Here is a 14,635-nt window from a genome sequence, read left to right as displayed (position 1 = left end):
GCATCACCGCCGCGTCGTGACGCGCAGGTAGTGGCCGTCGGGGTCGTGCAGCCGGAAATCGGCGAGGCCCCACGGGCGCTCCCGCAGATCCTCGGCCACCGGCCAGCCGGACTCGCGCACCCGGTCGCGGGCCGCGGCGAGGTCGTCGACCTCGAGCACGATCTCCGGCCCACGCGGGGTGTGGCGCACGTCGGGGGAGACCTCCTCCCACGACGGAACCGCGCCGATGCGCGCCTCGCCCAGGCGGAGGAAGACGTAGGGCTGCTGCTCGACCCGCTGATCCGTCACGACGTCGAACCCGAGGACGCCCGTATAGAACCGGACGAACGCGTCGAGGTCGGCGACGAACAGCTCGATCCTCAGGCCGCCGGACATGCGTTCGTCACCACTTCTCCAGGAACGCCTGCATTAGCGGGCCCGCCGTCTGCGCGCCCGAGACGCCGGTCTCGACGAAGACCGCCACCGCGAGGTCGCCGTGCGTCGCGATCATCCAGCTGTGCTTCGCGTAGCCGCCGTCGGCCCCCGCCCCGGCCTCGCCGTACTCGGCGGTGCCGGTCTTGGCGCCGACGGGCTCGCCCGGGATGGAGCCGAGGAACGTCGCCGACCCCTCGGTGACAACGGCGCGCATCAGCTGCTGCAACGACGCCGCCTCGTCAGCCGTTAGCGGGGCCTTCGGCGCCGCCTTGGCGGTCTTGCCCTCGACCAGGTTCGGCACAACGGTTTCGCCCGCCGCGATCGACGCGGCCACCGTGGCCATGCCGAGCGGGGACGCCGTCACGCGGCCCTGACCGATGAGATCGGCACCCTTCTCGGTCTCGCCCTCGGGCGCGGGCACGGTGCCGAGCGATACCGGGAAGCCGAGCTCCGGGGCTTTCCCCAGGCCGAGCGTCTGCGCCGCGGCGGTCAGCGCATCGCCCTCGATGCGGTCGCGCGCGCCGATCATCGCCGTGTTGCACGAGTTCGCGAGGGCCGTGCGGAAGCTCACGTCGCCGAGAGCCGAGGCTGGGTAGTCGTCGAAGTTGTGGAAGGTGTACCCGTCGACATCGAGGGTCTCGGGGCAGCTGAGGGTGTCGTCGAGCGCGAGACCCGATCGCAGCAGCGCCAGCGAGGTGACGAGCTTGAAGGTCGAGCCGGGCGCGTACTCGCCCGCCGTGGCGGCATTCATGCCGCCGTTGCCCGGGCCGTTCGCCGCGGCGAGCACCTCACCGGTCGACGGCCGGATCGCGACCAGTGCGCTGGCGGGGGCGTCCTCGCCCGACAGCGGCGCCAGGATCTGCTCCGCCTCCGTCTGCATCGCCTGGTCGAGCGTGAGCACCAGCGGCTCTCCCGCCTCGCCGTCCCACGAGATGACCTCGCGCCGCTCCTCGCCGGCGACCGCGTCGATCCGCGCGGTCGGGGTGCCGCGCAGCTGGTCGTCGTAGGCCGCGAGCAGGCCGGAGAGCCCCACTCGCTCACCGGCGCGGATGGCGCCGTCCGACTTCTCCACGATCTCGGCCGTCGCGTCGCCGACCACGCCGATGATCTCGCGCGCGAAGGTGCGCGTGGGCGCCAGCATCACCTCGTCGGCCACCCGGATCGCGCCCGGGACCGAGGCGAACTCCGGCTTGACGTACTGCGCCTCCTGGCCCTCGCGCACCACAAGCGCCTCGACGAAGGCCTCGGGGCCGGCCGCCTCGGCCGTCGCGCGGAACGCCGCCGGGTCGAGCCCCAGCGCCGTCGCGATCGCCTCGGCCGACGGGCCCACCTGATCGGCGGGCGTGTTCGCCTTGTCGAGGCCGTAGCGGCCGACCGGGCGCATGGTGACGATCGGGGCGCCGGCCGCGTCGACCACGTCGGCGCGCGGGCCGTACTCGCGAGCCACTTCGATCCGCTCATCCGGCGCGAGATCCGGGATCAGCGAGGCGGTCGCCCAGTCGACCTGCCACTGCTTGTCGTCGTCCTCGATCAGCGCGGCCGTTGTGTCGTACTCCCACGGGTGACCCTCGATGTCCCACGCCCAGTGCAGCTCGACCGTGCCCTTGCCGCCATCCCGCTCGACCTCGTCGGCCGTCACCTCGACCGGGTAGTCGGCCAGCGCCGCGATCTGCTCATCGAAGACCTCCGTGGCCCCCGGGTTGGTGAGGTCGACTCCCGCGAGCGAGTGCTTCGACAGCGCCGTCGTCAGCTCGTCGGCGAGCTTCGCGGTGAGGTCGGCGCTCGCGTCGGTGCAGCCGGCGAGCGGAGCCAGCAGGGCGAGCACGGCGATGCCGCCTCCGATCCTGGGGGAGATGCGCATGTGGCGGGGTCCTTTCGCGGCCGTCCGTGCCCGGCCATCCTTCCACGCGGGTCGGACACCGCGGGGGACCTCCGCTCGCGCGCCGGGATCGGTACCGTGGCGGCATGAACCCCCTCGCCGTCGCCGAGCGATTCGTGTCCCAGCACTTCCCCGGCGCCTCCACCGCGGTCGTCGCGGGAAGCACCGCGCGCGGCGACCGGACGGCGACGAGCGACATCGACCTGCTGCTGATCGGCGACCGGACGTTCGGGGACGAGCGCACCAGCCTCGCGGCGACCTACGCCTTCGAGGGCGAGATCCTCGAGGTGTTCGCCTACACGGATGACGATTTCGACCAGTGGGCGCGACGCGGGGTCGACAGCCACCGGCCCGTCTTGCTGGACATGCTGCTGCGGGGCGTCGCCGTGCGCGACGAGGGGCTGGAGTCCCTTCGGGCGCGATGGCGGCCGGTGGTGGAGGCGGGGCCGACGACCACCCCGCAGGAGCTGTCCCTGCGGCGCTACATCGTCACCGACCTGCTCGACGACCTGCGCGATGCGACGGATCCGATCGAACGGCAGGTCGTCGCATCCCTGCTCTATGAGCGGCTCGCCGAGCTGATCCTGCTCGCCGGCGGGCGGTGGATCGCGGCGGGCAAGCACCTGCCCCGGCACCTGCGCCGGCTGGACGCGGATCGCGCCCTGCGGCTCGGCGACCCGCTCGCGCGCGGTGACATCCGCGAGTTCCTCACCGCCGCGGAGGCCGAGCTCGAGCGGTTCGGCGGCCGGCTGCAGGCGGGGTTCACGCGCTGATCGTCGGCACGCGGCGCAGCGCCTAGGCGTGCTTGCGGGGGAGCATCCACCACTCCACGAACTTGCGCGCCCGCCCGTCGGGAGCGAACCAGACCTCCCACATGTTCGTGTAGTGCTTCTCGCCCGGGTACGTGACGTGGCCCCGGATGATCGCGAGGAGATCGTCTTCGATCAGCACCTCGAAGTCGAACTGCGGGTCGTCGCCCCTGTCCGAGTCCCACATCTCGAGGATCGCGTCGATCCCGCGCGTGGGCTCGGCATCGTTGGGGCGGAACCAGTACTCCGCGTCATCGGTGAAGAGCGCGCGCACATCCGCCTCGTCGTACGAGCGCCATGCGCGAAGGTAGCCGTCCAGCCAGTCCTGTGCTCGAGTCATACGCCGTGTCTATCCGCGCGCGCCGGTTCCCGCAACGGCCTGGCGTCATCGGCCCGCTCGCCGCGCCTGACGGGGGCGCGGCGGCGCACCCATGACAATGAGGCGTGCCCATCATCGACAACGCCGTCTACGTCGGCGGCCGCCGGATCGAGAACCCCGCGAGTCTCGAGGAGACCTTCGAGTACATGAGGGCCCAGGGTGGGATGGCCTGGATCGGCCTGTTCCGTCCGACCGAGGAGGAGATCGCCAAGGTGGCGGCCGAGTTCTCGCTCCACGAGCTCGCGGTCGAGGACGCGCTCCTCGGGCACCAGCGCGCGAAGCTCGAGCGCTACGGCGACATCCTGTTCACCGTGCTGCGCCCCGCGCGCTACATCGACAAGAAGGAGATCGTCGACTTCGGCGAGCTCCACGTCTTCGTCGGGCCCGACTTCGTGGTCACCATCCGTCATGCGGAGCGGCCGGATCTGGCGCGGGTGCGGCATCGGATGGAGGGCAAGCCGGATCTTCTCGCCCTCGGTCCGGAGGCCGTGCTCTACGCGGTGCTCGACGAGGTCGTCGACGAGTACGAGCCCGTGGTGGCGGGCCTGCAGAACGACATCGACGAGATCGAGGATTCGCTCTTCAACGACGACACCGCCGAGCTCTCGCAGCGCATCTATCTGCTCTCGCGCGAGGTGATCGGCTTTCAGCGCGCGGTCGATCCGCTCACGCCGATGCTGGAATCGCTGCTGCGGGGTGCCGACCGGTTCGGGGTGCACATCGAGCTGCAGCGGTCGCTGCGCGACGTGCTCGACCACGCCATCCGGATCACGGAGCGCCTCGGTTCGTTCCGCGCGATCCTCGACAACGCCCTGACCGTGAACTCCACGCTGGTCACGCGGCGTCAGACCGACACGGCGCTCGCGCAGAACGAGCAGGTCAAGCGCATCTCGGGCTGGGCAGCGATCCTGTTCGGCCCGAGCATCGTGACGGGCATCTACGGCATGAACTTCCGGGCGATGCCGGAGCTGCACTGGGCGTGGGGGTACCCGATGGCCATCGCGCTGATGGTCGTCACCGCGGGCGGGCTGTACGCCGTCTTCAAGTGGCGCCGGTGGATGTAGTCGCCGGGGCCGCCCGCGGTGACACCGCGATCAGGCGTGCTGCTCGCGGTGCGTGCCCTCGGCGAGCTCCTCGACGGTCTTGGCGTTGAAGGCCGGCAGGTCGTCCGGGGTCCGGCTTGAGACGAGGCCCGCGTCGACCACGACCTCCTCGTCCACCCACTCGGCGCCGGCGTTGCGCAGGTCGGTCTTCAGGCTCGGGTAGCTCGTCATCGTGCGGTCGCGCACCACGTCGGCCTCGATCAGGATCCACGCGCCGTGGCAGATGACGGACACCGGCTTGTGCTCGGCGAAGAACGCGCGCGCGAAATCGACCGATGCCGCGTCGGTGCGCAGGTGATCGGCGTTGACGACGCCGCCCGGCAGGACGAGCCCGTCGAAGTCGCCGCTCGAGGCCGCCGAGGCCGCGAGGTCGACTGCCTGGGTGTGGCCGTTCTTGCCGGTCACCTCGCCGTCGGCGGGCGAGACGAGGACGGTCTCGGCGCCGGCCTGGGAGACGGCCTCCCAGGGGCTCGTGAGCTCGCTGTCCTCGAAGCCGTCCGTGAGCAGGAACGCGACGCGCTTTCCGGTGAGTGCGGGCATGATGCCTCCTTCGTTGTCGTGCGGGGTCGTCTTCGACGGTACGAGGGGCCGCCGCGCCCGTCACCCCGGTTGCGCATCGGCACCGGCGCGGCTAACCGCGGGCCGGCCCAGAAGGGGAAGGAGAGCCGGCGGCGAGGCGCGGCCCTGTCAACCCCGTGCACGGCTGGGGGGATCCGCGTTGAATGGCCCTTCCCGACATCGCCGCCACCGCGGCGCAAGAGAGGATCGTTATGCGCGCACTCGCGATCAACTGCACGCTCAGCCCGTCGCCGCAGCCCTCCAGCACGGCGCTGCTCAACAGCCAGGTGCTGGCGGAGCTCGCCTCCCACGGCATCACCGGAGAGCAGATCCGGATCGTCGATCACGACGTCCGCCCGGGCGTGCTGGACGACATGGGCGACGGCGACGAATGGCCGGCACTGCGCCAGAAGGTGCTCGACGCCGACATCCTCGTCTTCGGGACTCCGACCTGGATGGGACACATGTCGAGCGTCGCCCAGCGGGTGCTGGAGCGGCTCGACAACGAGATCTCGGTGACGGACGACGAGGGTCGTCCGATCCTCGCCGGGAAGGTCGCCGTTGTGGTGGTGGTCGGAAACGAGGACGGTGCGCACGCCATCATCGCCGACCTCTACCAGGGCCTCGGGGACGTGGGCTACACGATCCCGTCCCAGGGCGGGGTCTATTGGAACGGCGAGGCGATGCAGACGACCGACTACAAGGATCTGCCGCAGACGCCCGAGAAGGTCGCCACCACCACGGCGACGCTCGCGCGCCATGCCGCGCATCTCGCGCGGCTGCTGGCCGAGTCGCCGTACCCGCCGCAGCCCTCGGAGTGAGAGAACGGGTGCCGGCGGGAGGCCTCGCGCCGGCCACCGCGCGAGGAGTCACAGACCCGCGGGCGTCGCCGCCCGCGGGTCTGTGACGCGGGTCACTCGTCGGTGACGGGGCGACGGCCCATGATCATCGCGAAAAGGGCGCCCGACAGGTTGTGCCAGACCGAGAACACCGCGGCGGGCAGCGCCGCGAGCGGCGAGAAGTGCGCGGCGGCGAGAGAGGCCGCCAGGCCCGAGTTCTGCATGCCCACCTCGATGGCGATCGCGCGACGCTCGCGCTGCGTCATGCGCATGCCCCACGCGGCCAGGTAGCCGAGCAGCAGGCCGAAGCCGTTGTGAAGGAACACGGCGAGGAAGACCAGCAGCCCGGCCTCGACGATGCGGTCGGCGCTGCCGGCGACCACAGCGGCGACGATGAGGGCGATCGCGATGGTCGACACCCACGGCAGGGCCGGTTGGGCGCGCTCGACCCAGCGGCGCAGCAGCAGGCGGACGACGAGACCCGCGAGCACGGGCAGCAGCACGGTCTGCAGGATTGAGACGAACATCGACGCGAACGGCACGTCGAGGAACTGGCCCGCGAGCCACAGCGTGAGCAGCGGGGTCAGCACCGGCGCGAGCAGGGTCGAGCAGGTGGTGACGGTGACCGAGAGGGCGGTGTCGCCGCGCGACAGGTAGGTCACCACGTTCGAGGCGGTGCCACCCGGGGCGCAGCCGACGAGGATGACACCCGCCGCGAGCTCGGCCGGCAGCTGCAGCACGAGCACGATGAGCCAGGCGGTCAGCGGCATGATCAGGTACTGCAGCACCACGCCGATCGCCACCATCCACGGCCGCTTGAGGATGCGGCTGAAGTCGGGGAGCGTCAGCGTGAGGCCCATGCCGAACATGACCACACCGAGCAGCCACGGCACGGCCGCGCCGAGCGGAGCGACCGCGTCGGCGAACGCGAAGCCGATGATGCCGGCGACGATGACCAGGATCGGGAAGACCGTGACCGCGAGGCGGGCGGCACGATCGGCGGAGGGGGACGAGGGGGTGGTGGGGGACGGCGCCGGGGCGCGCTCGGTGGTGCTCATCCTTCTTAGCTACCACGTTCCGGGCGCATGCTCACAATGCGGACATTGTGAACCGGGCCGCCCTCCGGGCGTCAGTGACCGCCGTGGAAACCCTCGGGGGAGTCGGCCGGCTTGCGGACGAACACCGCCGCGACCACGGCCACCACCGCGACGATCGCGGAAAAGAGGAACGCGGCGCGGGCACCGGCGGCGCCCGCCGCGAGCTCGGCCACGCCGGCCGCCTCGCGCGACGCCGACACGGACGTCATGGTCGTGATCAGCACCGCGACGCCGGCGGCACCCGCCACCTGCTGCAGGGTGTTGAGCACCGCGGATCCGTGCGAGTACAGGTGCGGACGGAGCGAGCCCAGCGACGCCGAGAACAGCGGGGTGAACGACATCGCCATGCCGATCGACATCGTGATCTGCGCGATCACCAGCGCCCAGACCGACGTCGAATCGGTGAGCGTCGCGTAGAAGCCCATCACGATCGCGACGAGGGCGGTGCCCGGGATCAGCAGGATCGCGACGCCCTTCGCGTCGTAGATCCGGCCGATGACCGGACCGAGCAGACCCATCGCGATCGCACCCGGCAGCACAACGAGACCGGCCTCGGTGCCCGAGAGCTGCAGGACCTCCTGCATGTAGACAGGCAGGGCCGTGAACGTGCCGAACATGGCGAGCGACAGGATCCCCATCACGACGATCGCCAGCGTGAAGTTGCGCGCGTTGAACACACGCAGATCCAGCAGGGCGTCGTCCTTCTTCTGCAGCGAGATCTGGCGCCACACGAACAGCGCGAGAACCACAACGGATCCGGCGATCATGCCGATCGCGGCGCCCTCGGACATGCCGGAGCCGCCGCCGTGCGCGCCGCCGATCTGGCTGAGGCCGTACACGAGGCCACCGAACGCCAGCGCCGACAGGATCACCGAGAGCACATCGAGCGGCGCCTTGGACGTCTCGCCGAGGTTCGTCATGAGCTTGGCGCCGATGATGAGCGCGACGATGGCGATCGGCAGCACCACACCGAAGATCCAGCGCCAGCTCGCCACGTCGAGCAGGACGCCCGCCAGGGTCGGGCCGATGGCAGGCGCCAGGGAGATGACGATTCCGACGCGGCCCATGATGCGACCGCGCGCGTGCGCGGGGACGACCGTCATGACCGTGGTCATGAGCAGCGGCATGGTGATCGCCGTTCCGGCGGCCTGCACCACGCGGCCGCCGAGCAGCACCTCGAAGCCGGGTGCGATCATCGCGATCGCGGTGCCGGCGGTGAACAGCGACATCGCGAGGATGAACGCCTGGCGCGTCGTCAGGCGCTGCAGCAGGAAGCCGGTGGTCGGGATGACCACGGCCATCGTCAGCATGAAGGCGCTCGTCAGCCACTGCCCGAGCTCCGGCGGCACACCGAGGTCGGTGCGCAGGTCGGGCAGCGCGATGCTCATCGTCGTCTCGTTGAGGATCGCGACGAAGGCGGCGATCAGCAGCAGCCAGACGACGCGCATGGCCCGGGGGTCGATCTCGGGGGCGGAGCCGGCGGTCGGCACGGACCCCGTGCGCGGTGCGGTGTCGGCGGTCATCGTTCTCCTCGGATGAAGGGGGGACGGGCGAAGGGCCCGAGAGGCGGATCGTCGGCGAGATCCGTCGCGAAAGCTGGAAAAGGGGTCGGCGACGACGCAGGATCTGCGAGCCGACAGTTCAGGCTAACCGCGACCTCCGACATCGCATTCCCGAGTCGGCCACCTTTCACCCGCCGGACGTGTCCGAGCCCGAGATTAGGCTGGCGGGCATGAGCATGGGGCGGGGTATGGGCGGCGGGCACGTCCGCGGTGGAGGACGCACCGTCGACGAGGACGCCCTGCGCAAGCAGAACGCCGAGGCCCCGGCCATCCCCGACCTCGGGCGCCGCGTCGTCGCGCTGTTCCGCCCCTATCGCGGCCGGATCGCCATCACCGGCGCGCTGGTCATCCTGGGCGCCGCCCTCGGCGCGATCCCCCCGCTGGTGATCCAGCGCATCTTCGACGACGCCCTGTTCCCGATCGACGAGGCTGCCGGATCCGTCGGAGCCGTGCAGATGGACCTCCTGATCCGGCTGGTGCTGCTGATCGTCGGGCTCTACGTCGTGAGCGCGCTCGTCGGGGTGGCGCAGGCCTGGTTCACCTCGAACGTGGGCAACCGGGTGACGGGCGATCTGCGGGTGCGGATGTTCGAGCACCTCCAGTCGATGGAGCTCGGCTTCTTCACCCGCACCAAGACGGGCGTGATCCAGTCGCGGCTGCAGAACGACGTCGGCGGCGTCTCGGGCGTGCTCACCAACACCGTGGCGGCCATCCTCGGCAACATCGTCACGGTCGTCGCCTCGCTGGTGGCGATGATCCTGATCGACTGGCGGCTCACCCTCATCGCGATCGTGCTGATGCCGATCCTGGTGCTCGTTCAGCGGCGGGTCGGGCAGATCCGCGCGAAGATCGCCGCCGAGACGCAGCAGTCGCTGTCGGAGCTGACCGCCATCACGCAGGAGACCCTGAGCGTCTCAGGCATCCTGCTGTCGAAGGCGTTCAACCGGCAGCGCACCGAGTCGGGCCGCTACTCCGACGAGAACGCCAATCAGATCCGCCTGCAGGTGCGCCAGACCATGAGCGGTCAGGGGTTCTTCGCGATCGTGCACGTGCTGATGGCGAGCGTCCCGGCGGTGATCTACCTCTTCGCGGGCATCCTGCTCTCGGACAACCCGGGCCTCATCACCGCGGGAACCGTGGTCGCGTTCACCACCGTGCAGGCGCGTCTGCTGCAGCCGCTCATCGGCCTGATGCGCGTCGCGCTGGACGTGCAGACATCGGCCGCCCTGTTCGCCCGCATCTTCGAGTACCTCGACATGACGCCCGCGATCCGGGACGCCCCCGACGCCGTCACCGTCGACCAGGCGTCGGGGCCGGTGGGGCGGATCGAGTTCCGCGACGTGGTGTTCCGCTACCCCGACACGTCGCCCGATGCGCGCCCGACGCTGCGGGGTGTCAGCTTCACCGCCGAGCCCGGGCAGCAGATCGCGTTCGTCGGCCCGTCGGGTGCCGGCAAGACGACGGTGCTGTACCTGACGCCGCGCCTGTACGAGGCCGCATCGGGGGAGGTGCTCTTCTCGGGCGAGAACGTGAAGCGCCTCACGCAGGAGTCGATCATCGACCACGTCGGGATCGTGTCGCAGGAGACCTACCTGTTCCACGCGACGATCCGCGATAACCTCCGCTACGCGAAGCCCGAGGCCACCGACGCCGAGATCGAGGACGCCTGCCGCGCCGCCAACATCCACCACATCATCGCGGGGTTCGAGGAGGGCTACGACACCGTGGTCGGCGAGCGCGGCTACCGCCTCTCCGGCGGCGAGAAGCAGCGCATCGCCATTGCGCGCGTCCTGCTGAAGGATCCGCCGGTGCTGCTGCTCGACGAGGCCACCAGCGCCCTCGACACCGTGTCCGAGCGCATCGTGCAGGAGGCCCTCGAGACTGCGTCGGCCGGCCGCACCACCCTCACCATCGCGCACCGCCTGTCGACCGTGATCGATGCCGATGTGATCCACGTGATCGACGCCGGGCGCATCGTCGAATCCGGCACGCACGCCGAGCTGCTCGCCCTCGGCGGCCTCTATGCCGAGCTCGCCGAGGAGCAGCTCGCCGCGAGCCGCGTGCTCGAGGCCGAAGCCGAGACCTCCGACGCGACCGACGACCCCGAGCTGCGCGGTCGTCGCGCCGACAGGCCCCCGGTCGACGAACGCCCCGACGCGCTGCCGGATGCCGCGGCCCTGCTGACACCCCCGCCCGCCACGCTGCCCGAGGCCTGAGCCGGGGCGGGAGGGCCCCGGGGGCGGGGGGCGGCGCGGGTCGGGCTGTTGCCTCGAGTGGCCGCTTCTCGGCGCGGGTTGGCGGCGGATCGGGGCACGTGACGCGCAGGGTTCCGGGTGTTGCCTCGAATGGCCGCTTGTCGGCGCCGATTGGCGGCGGATCGGGGCACGTGACGCGCAGGGTTCCGGTTGTTGCCTCGAGTGGCCGCCTTCCATCGTGGTTTGGCGGCGGCTCGGGGCACCCGCGAGCTGGGTGGTTCGTCCACAGCGGGGAATTGGGGCGGCGTCCGATGGCGGGATGGGGACAACGCCGGGTCGGAGCGCCGCCGGCGCGAGAGTGGGGCCATGGCGCGCCCACCCGAACCTCTTCCCGACCACCTCCGCGGGCGGGCGTTCGGCCTCCGCGAGGCGCGGGGTGTCTCTCAGAAGAGGCTGCGTGCAGGCGACCTCTGGGCTCCTGCGTACGGGGTGCGGCTTCCCCGCGGAATGGATGACATGGCGGCACGGCTGCGCGCGCGCCTCTGCCGCCTGCCGGACGGAGCGACGTTCAGCCACGCGACCGCCGCATTGCTGTGGGGCCTCCCTCTTCCGCTGCGCCTCTCCTGGGACGGATCAGTGCACATCACCACCCCGCCGGGCACAAGAGCCCGACGCGGCAGAGGAGTAACCGGCTATCAGCGGAACTTGCCGCCAACAGATCAGGTCCGGCTGGGCGACGTGCCCTGCACCGGGTTGATCCGAACGTTCTGCGATCTGGCCGAGATCCTCACGCTGGCCGAGCTCGTGGCGGTGGGGGACGCACTCATCTCGCCGGCAGGCAAGGCGATGCCCTTCGAAGAGCTCGTCGCGGGAATCGAGCGGCCCCGGACCACGAGAACGAAACTGCGCAGCGCGGTGGCACTGCTTGACGCCGCGTCCGAGTCGCCGAAGGAGTCCGAGCTGCGGGTGCTGCTGATCCAGCACGGCATCGCCGGTCTCGTCTGCCAGGTGAAGGTCCGGGACGAAGACGGGTTCTTCGTCGGGCGAGTGGATCTCGCGATCCCGCACCTTAAGATCGCCATCGAGTACGAGGGCGATCATCATCGCGATAAGGGCCAGTGGCGCCGCGATCAGCGTCGGCGGCGTGCCCTGGAAGCGCTCGGCTGGGTCTACATCCACGTGACGCAGACGGACCTGGACGACCCGCGTCAGCTTCTCGCTGACCTTCGCGTGGCGATCCGGCGCCAGACTTCGCGTTGACCCATGCCGCGATCCGCCGCCATTGCGTGGCGAGTGACGGCGGATCAGGGCAGACGCGTTGTAGCAGGGACCGGTACCCGATTGGCTGCCTCCCGGGGGTGACGGAGTAGGCAAGCCGCCCCCGGTCAGCCGCGTGCCTCAATCCGCCCCTACCCGGAGCCGGATGGAGGCGGATCGGGGCAAGTCGCGCCAGCGGCTGACCCCGTGCCTCGATCCGCCCCCACCCGGGGCGAAATGGCGGCCGGTCGGGGCAACCCGCGTCCCCGGCTGAGCCCATGCCTCAATCCGCCCCTACGCGCAGCGGGACGGCGGCGGGTCGGGGCAACCCGCTTCCTCAGTTGACCCCATGCCTGAATCCGCCCCTACGCGGAGCGGGATGGCGGCGGATTAGGGCAAGCCGCGCCACCTGCCCACCGCGTGCCTGAATCCGCCCCTACGCGGAGCGGGATGGCGGGGGATTGGGGCAAGTCGCGCGACCCGCAGACCCCCGTGCCTCAATCCGCCCCCGCGCCGGGCCAAATGGCGGCGGATCGGGGCTAGCCGCGCCTCGCCCGACCTCGTGCCTCAATCCGCCCCCGCGCCGGGCCAAATGGCGGCGGATCAGGGCAACCCGCGTCCCCAGCCGACCCCCGTGCCTGAATCCGCTCCAACCCGACGCGAGATGGCGGCGGATCGGGGCAACCCGTGCCCCGCCGCGCCCGCCGCACCCCCCGGTGCCCGAGGGCTCAGGCGTCGCGGGGCTCGGTGAGCTCGGCGGCGAAGACCTCGAGGGCGGCGCGCGAGGCGGGATCGAGGTCGAGGGCGCTCAGGCGCGGCAGGTCCATGCGCAGGATCTGCCCGATGCGGGCTTCCAGCGCGGCGGCCGGCGCATCGCGGTGCAGCACGGCGAGGCCGTCGCGCATGGCATCGAGGCAGGCGGCGAGGACGAGCGGATCGGCCTCGCGCTGGGTGATGGAGGTGCCCTCGGCGCGCACCCGCCAGTGCACAACGGGCTCGGCGACCGTGTCGATCGCGCGCGCCCGGGTGTACAGCACCTGCGTCACGGCCTGATCCTCGTAGAGCCCGGCCGGGAAGCGCAGCTCGCGCCACAGCGACGCCCGGCTCACCTTCGACCACGCGACGATGTTGCCCACGACGTCGGGATGCTCGGCGAGGGTCACGCCCGTGTGCCCCGATCCGGTGGAGGCCTCGACCCAGGGCTGAACGGAGGCGGGCGCGTACCCGCCGTCGTCGGTGGGGCGCAGGCGCGTGTACTGCCCGACGGCGACATCGCTGCCGCTGCGCTCGAGAGACCCGACGAGCAGCTCCAGCGCCCCGGGCAGCATCACGTCGTCGGCGTCGAAGAACCCCACGTACGGGGTCTCGACGAGCTCGAGTCCGCTGTTGCGCGCGGCACCCAGGCCGCGCTGAGCCGGATGGGTCACCAAGGTGAAGCGCGGATCCTGTGCCGCGAAGGCGGCGAACACGGACCCGGTGCCGTCGACGGATCCGTCATCGATCAGGATCGCGCGCCACCGGTCGAGCGACTGCGCCTGGAGGGAGGACAGCGCCTCGGCGGCGTACGGTTCGACGTTCCACCCCGGCACGATCACGGTGACGAGGGGCGCGGAATCTTCGGGCACAGACCGAGCCTACGGGCGCCGCGCGGGGAGGGGCTCCGCCATCGGACGCCAGAGCCAGCGCAGGGCATCGGGCAGCAGGACACCCGCGTGATTGGGGCCGTGGCCTCCGTCGCCGAGCACAAGCCGCATGTCGTAGCCTGCCTCGGCGAGGGCGGCGGCCGTGCGCAGGTTCTCGGCGAACCAGTTGCCCTCGCGCTGGTTCCAGCCGACGTCGCGGTGCGCCGCGTGCAGGAGGACGCGGATCGGCCGCGGATCGGCCCGCGCCAGCAGCTCGGGGTAGGGGTTGCCGCCGGACATCTGGGCGAAGCTGGCGTTGAAGGCCAGGACGCGCCCGATCGCGTCCGGCCGGGTCCACGCCGCCGTGAAGGCGGCGTCGCCCCCGCTGCTGCCGCCGCAGATCCCGCGGCTGGACGCCGCTCGCGAGACGCGCTGCCGCGCCTCGACGAGCGGCAGGATCTCGTCCACCAGGAAGACGGCGTGCCGCGAGTCGAAGGCGTCGTACTCGGCGTTGCGGTTCTTCCGCGGCCCGCTCTCGTCGTCGAAGACACCCGGATCGACGAACACGCCGATGAGGGGAGGGATGTCCCCGGCCGCGGCGAGGTTGTCGAGCACAACGGCGCCGCGCACCTCGCTCTCGGGATCGAGGTTCCACCAGCCGTCGGTGAAGAACATCACCGAGGCCTCCTCGTCGGGCGTCAGCCCGACGGGCGTGTGGATCCACACGCGCCGTCGCGTGCCGGGATAGGCCACGCAGTCCTCGATCACCAGCTCCTCGAGCGCCCCCTCGGGCACACCCGCCCGCCGGATCGAATCGGGCCCGTGCGCGTAGGTGATGTCGTCCTGCGAGATCGGCAGGGCGACGTACGGCAAGGGCGCGGACGGAGACGAGCGCGACGCGGGGGCGACCATATGCCGAAC

13 protein-coding genes are annotated in these 14,635 nt (G+C 71.2%); 5 read left to right on the top strand and 8 right to left on the bottom strand.

Going from position 1 to position 14,635, the window contains the following annotated elements:
- Nucleotides 1-3: 3 nt before the first annotated feature.
- Both ACOKGD_RS09685 and ACOKGD_RS09680 read right to left on the bottom strand, forming a co-directional pair.
- Entirely contained in the window at nt 4-375 is a 372-nt protein-coding gene (locus ACOKGD_RS09685; RefSeq protein WP_342334376.1) for a VOC family protein, read from the bottom strand.
- Between the two features lie 7 nt (nt 376-382).
- Nucleotides 383-2,275 carry a penicillin-binding transpeptidase domain-containing protein gene (locus tag ACOKGD_RS09680; protein ID WP_342334377.1) on the bottom strand — a complete coding sequence of 631 codons (1,893 nt, stop codon included), beginning with the start codon at nt 2,273-2,275 and terminating at the stop codon, nt 383-385.
- A 104-nt stretch (nt 2,276-2,379) separates the two neighbouring features.
- On the opposite strand from ACOKGD_RS09680, the gene ACOKGD_RS09675 reads away from it, so the two are divergent.
- Nucleotides 2,380-3,066, top strand: a complete 687-nt coding sequence (locus ACOKGD_RS09675) for a nucleotidyltransferase domain-containing protein (RefSeq protein WP_342334378.1) — start codon at nt 2,380-2,382, stop codon at nt 3,064-3,066.
- A gap of 22 nt (nt 3,067-3,088) precedes the next feature.
- Here the strand turns inward: ACOKGD_RS09675 and ACOKGD_RS09670 are convergent, their stop codons facing one another.
- Nucleotides 3,089-3,442, bottom strand: coding sequence for a nuclear transport factor 2 family protein (locus tag ACOKGD_RS09670; protein ID WP_342334379.1), 354 nt, complete (start codon nt 3,440-3,442; stop codon nt 3,089-3,091).
- Between the two features lie 104 nt (nt 3,443-3,546).
- On the opposite strand from ACOKGD_RS09670, the gene ACOKGD_RS09665 reads away from it, so the two are divergent.
- Nucleotides 3,547-4,545 (top strand): magnesium and cobalt transport protein CorA, encoded by a 999-nt coding sequence (locus ACOKGD_RS09665; protein ID WP_342334380.1) that lies wholly within the window; start codon nt 3,547-3,549, stop codon nt 4,543-4,545.
- 30 nt (nt 4,546-4,575) lie between these two features.
- Here ACOKGD_RS09665 and ACOKGD_RS09660 read toward each other — a convergent pair whose 3' ends face one another.
- Complete coding sequence (locus tag ACOKGD_RS09660) at nt 4,576-5,124, bottom strand: type 1 glutamine amidotransferase domain-containing protein (RefSeq protein ID WP_342334382.1); 549 nt, start codon at nt 5,122-5,124, stop codon at nt 4,576-4,578.
- A gap of 230 nt (nt 5,125-5,354) precedes the next feature.
- Between ACOKGD_RS09660 and ACOKGD_RS09655 the strand changes: the two genes are divergently transcribed.
- Nucleotides 5,355-5,963 (top strand): flavodoxin family protein, encoded by a 609-nt coding sequence (locus ACOKGD_RS09655; RefSeq protein ID WP_342334384.1) that lies wholly within the window; start codon nt 5,355-5,357, stop codon nt 5,961-5,963.
- Nucleotides 5,964-6,055: 92 nt separating this feature from the next.
- Here the strand turns inward: ACOKGD_RS09655 and ACOKGD_RS09650 are convergent, their stop codons facing one another.
- Nucleotides 6,056-7,039, bottom strand: a complete 984-nt coding sequence (locus tag ACOKGD_RS09650; RefSeq protein WP_342334385.1) for a bile acid:sodium symporter family protein — start codon at nt 7,037-7,039, stop codon at nt 6,056-6,058.
- 71 nt (nt 7,040-7,110) lie between these two features.
- Nucleotides 7,111-8,601: an MDR family MFS transporter gene (locus ACOKGD_RS09645; RefSeq protein WP_342334387.1), complete on the bottom strand. Its 1,491-nt coding sequence runs from the start codon at nt 8,599-8,601 to the stop codon at nt 7,111-7,113.
- Nucleotides 8,602-8,810: 209 nt separating this feature from the next.
- On the opposite strand from ACOKGD_RS09645, the gene ACOKGD_RS09640 reads away from it, so the two are divergent.
- Both ACOKGD_RS09640 and ACOKGD_RS09635 read left to right on the top strand, forming a co-directional pair.
- Nucleotides 8,811-10,856: an ABC transporter ATP-binding protein gene (locus ACOKGD_RS09640; RefSeq protein ID WP_421355039.1), complete on the top strand. Its 2,046-nt coding sequence runs from the start codon at nt 8,811-8,813 to the stop codon at nt 10,854-10,856.
- 495 nt (nt 10,857-11,351) lie between these two features.
- Entirely contained in the window at nt 11,352-12,095 is a 744-nt protein-coding gene (locus ACOKGD_RS09635; protein WP_342334388.1) for a hypothetical protein, read from the top strand.
- A 725-nt stretch (nt 12,096-12,820) separates the two neighbouring features.
- Here ACOKGD_RS09635 and ACOKGD_RS09630 read toward each other — a convergent pair.
- Together ACOKGD_RS09630 and ACOKGD_RS09625 are read right to left on the bottom strand one after the other, a co-directional pair.
- Nucleotides 12,821-13,717 (bottom strand): glycosyltransferase family 2 protein, encoded by an 897-nt coding sequence (locus ACOKGD_RS09630; protein WP_342334390.1) that lies wholly within the window; start codon nt 13,715-13,717, stop codon nt 12,821-12,823.
- 9 nt (nt 13,718-13,726) lie between these two features.
- Nucleotides 13,727-14,626, bottom strand: a complete 900-nt coding sequence (locus ACOKGD_RS09625) for an alpha/beta hydrolase (RefSeq protein ID WP_342334392.1) — start codon at nt 14,624-14,626, stop codon at nt 13,727-13,729.
- Nucleotides 14,627-14,635 lie beyond the last annotated feature (9 nt).

Source organism: Microbacterium phosphatis (genome assembly GCF_049177115.1).
Taxonomy (GTDB): domain Bacteria; phylum Actinomycetota; class Actinomycetes; order Actinomycetales; family Microbacteriaceae; genus Microbacterium; species Microbacterium phosphatis.
Note: the sequence above shows the minus strand (reverse complement) of the source record. Positions and strands in the feature narration are given on the sequence as shown.